Genomic DNA, 1,824 nt, shown 5'->3' on the forward strand with positions numbered 1-1,824 from the left:
CAGCCCGCTCTTGAGCGTCCGCCAGCACGCCTCGACGCGCAGCAGTTGCTTGTACCCCAGGGCCAGATCCTCGGCCGTCAGCGTGTCGTCGTTCGAGGTGATCACCCACTTGCCGTCGTACCGCTCCGCCTCCTTCACCGCCGCCCGATCGATCGCCAGTCCGCCCGTGCCGACCTGGCGCAGGTAGCGCCGGAAGCGACCGCTGGTGAGGAGCTCGTGGGCCCGCGTCGTGTGCGTGCCGTCAGGCCTCTCCTGCAACGTCGCGAGCTCGGCGGTCAGCTCCTCGATCACCTTCTCCCGGTGCGTCCGCTGCCGCGTCTCCTCGTCCGGGTTGTGACAGACGACGTACCGACGGCGGCGCTCCCCGTCGCCGACCCTCACGGTCTTCACGCGGAGGTTGTCCTTCACTTCCTTGTAGCGGCCGGGGCGAGCGAGGACCTCCTTGGTCACCTCGTCGTTCGCGCGCATCTTCGCACCGAGGATGTACTTGCCGTTCCCGAGGCTGAGCTTCTTCCGGTTGTCCTCCGAGTTCATGCCCGCGTCGCCCACCAGGACGCAGCGACCGAGCTTCCAGCCACGGAGGTCGGCCTTCACCTTCTCCACGGTCGTCACGTCCGTGGTGTTCCCGGGGAAGACCCACGAGCGCACCGGCAACCCCTCGCGCGTCACCGCGAGTCCGATGACGATCTGCGGCGCATCCTCGCGTCCGTTCTTGGAGTGACCGCGCTTGCGCAGCGCCTCGTACGAGCGTCCCCGGGTCGACAGATCCACCTCGTCGGGCTCGTCGATCTCGAAGTGCAGGGAGGTCGTGTCGTAGAAGATCAGATCGACGTCGGCGTTCATCAAGTCGGCCATCTTGAAGTAGAGGGCCTTCTCGATCTCGACCTTGTGGTCCTCGAAGAAGTCCATCGAGCGGTAGAGGTGCTGCAGCTCGAGGCCTTCGCCCTCCGGCAGGAACACCTCCTCGCGCAGCCACTGCTCCCAGCAGTAGAGCTTGGAGTAGGGCGCCAGGGCGCGGTTGGCGACCATCGCGAACAGCGCCCGCTCGAAGGGCGCGCGGATGCGCCTCGACCCCAGCAGCCGATCGAGGAGCGGGCCGACGCCGAGCTCCTTCCACAACTGCTCCAGGACGTAGATGCCGCCGTAGGGCCAGGAGTCCCGGACGTGGACGTCGTCCGCGGCGGTGAGCTCCTTCGGGTCGCCGAAGACGCGCAGGATGCTGCCTGCTAGCCGCCGCATCTTGTCGGCGTCCACCTCGTCGCCGCGCCCGAAGTTGTAGACCACCGTCGCGACGGAACACTTGCGCTGCGGGACCCAGACGTTGTCGGCGAGCTGGTAGTAGCAGACCTCCGAGCCGTCCGCGTTGCGGCGCTTCGTCGTGCGCAGGTACATGCCTCGTGGCTACGCCCGGGGCAGCGGTGCCGTCAACGGTTTCGCACAGGGTCGTGTGCCTAGGTTTTTGGAGCCTCGGAGGTCCGAGAACCACGAGAATCCAAGGGGCCCGTACCTCTAGAACCGAGGCGAACTGTCAAAGTCGGGCGAGAGCTCTACCGTCGCCATGCGGTGAGCTTGCCCCAGCTTTAGGTCAAGGTCACCCGCCGTTTGAATCAGGGTGAGCCGCGGCAGGGGGTGCGAGGTTGATGGGGCAGGGTCGAGAGGCGGGCGAGCGACTGTGGGTCCTGACGTACGGCAGCGCGGCGGTCGGAGCGTTCGAGGCGGAGGCCCGGTCGTCGCTGGTTCGGACGAGCCGCGCGATCAACGCGCGCCTCGGGGTCACAGGCGTGCTGCTCTATCGCAACGGCAACTTCCTCCAGGTGCTGGGGG

At 67.3% G+C, this 1,824-nt stretch carries 2 protein-coding genes; one reads left to right on the forward strand and one right to left on the reverse strand.

The window, feature by feature from the left end:
• Positions 1-1,392, reverse strand: a 1,392-nt coding sequence (locus Q8M88_RS04480) for an IS1634 family transposase (protein WP_305595048.1), incomplete at its 3' end; no start/stop codon positions are given.
• Positions 1,393-1,640: 248 nt separating this feature from the next.
• Here Q8M88_RS04480 and Q8M88_RS04485 point away from each other — a divergent pair.
• Positions 1,641-1,824: BLUF domain-containing protein (locus Q8M88_RS04485; protein ID WP_305595049.1), on the forward strand; the 184-nt coding region annotated here is incomplete at its 3' end.

This window comes from Phenylobacterium sp. (genome assembly GCF_030693805.1).
GTDB lineage: Bacteria > Pseudomonadota > Alphaproteobacteria > Caulobacterales > Caulobacteraceae > Phenylobacterium.